1 protein-coding gene is annotated in these 947 nt (G+C 75.2%); it reads right to left on the bottom strand.

From position 1 onward, the window contains the following. Positions 1-947, bottom strand: a 947-nt coding sequence (locus tag KD1_RS16005) for a thiamine pyrophosphate-binding protein (RefSeq protein WP_245627449.1), incomplete at both ends; no start/stop codon positions are given.

Genomic DNA, 947 nt, shown 5'->3' with positions numbered 1-947 from the left:
CGGGAGGGCGGGGTTCGGGGCGGGGTGAAGTGCGGTGTCGACGGCCTCGCGCAGGCGGGCATGCAGGTCGCGATGGCCGGAGCGCCGCACGGGCACCTCGACGACGCGTACTCCGGAGGGCGGTTGCGCCACCGCCGCCGCGAGCGCAGCCGAGTCGGAGACGCGCACATGATCGACCCCGTGGGCCGCGCACACGGCCGCCAGGTCAGTGCCGGTCGGGGTGCCGAAGATCCGCTCGAAGTCGCGGGCTCGCTGCGGAGCGCCGTACTCGAGGGTGGTGAAGATGCCGCCGCCGTCATCGTTGGGCACGACGATGGTCACGTTCGGACGCCGTTCGCCGGGCCCGATGAGCAGCGCGTTCGTGTCGTGGAGGAACGTCAGGTCACCGACGAGCGCGTAGGTGGGCCGGTCGTCGGCCAGGGCGAGGCCGAACGTCGTGGCCAAGCAGCCGTCGATGCCGGCCAGCCCGCGGCCGGCGACCACCTGCAGCGGCCCGGCACCGCCGTCGTGCCGGGGCGCGGCGGCAAGGTCGAGGTCTCGCACCGGGTTCGAGGAGCCGACGAACAAGCGGGCCCCGGCCGGCAGGTGGGCCATCACGGTCCGAGCGACGGTCGGGCCGCTCAGCCCCGCCCGGCCGTCGGGTAGCGCCTGGCTGTCGGGTCCTTCGTCGCTGCCGGGCCCTTCGTCGCCGCCGAGCACCTCGGCGATGGCGGCTTGGGCGATCGTGGCCGCCTGACGCCAATCCGCACCCCAGTCCGAGCCCGCGGTCACCTCGGTATCCGCCGTCAGCGCGGCCCAGGGGTACACGGCCCGCGCGACATGCCCGGGATCGGACCACGGCAACCCCGCCGTCACCGTCTCGACGCGGACCTGCGGGTGGCGCAGCAGCGCTCCGACGGCGCGGGTCAGCGTGGGACGCCCGACGACGACCACCCGCTCCGGCCGGT

It is taken from the genome of Kribbia dieselivorans NBRC 106261, from assembly GCF_001552435.1.
GTDB classification, from domain to species: Bacteria; Actinomycetota; Actinomycetes; order Actinomycetales; family Dermatophilaceae; genus Kribbia; species Kribbia dieselivorans.
The sequence above is the reverse complement of the archived record's forward strand: the minus strand, read 5'-3'. Positions and strand labels throughout refer to the sequence as shown.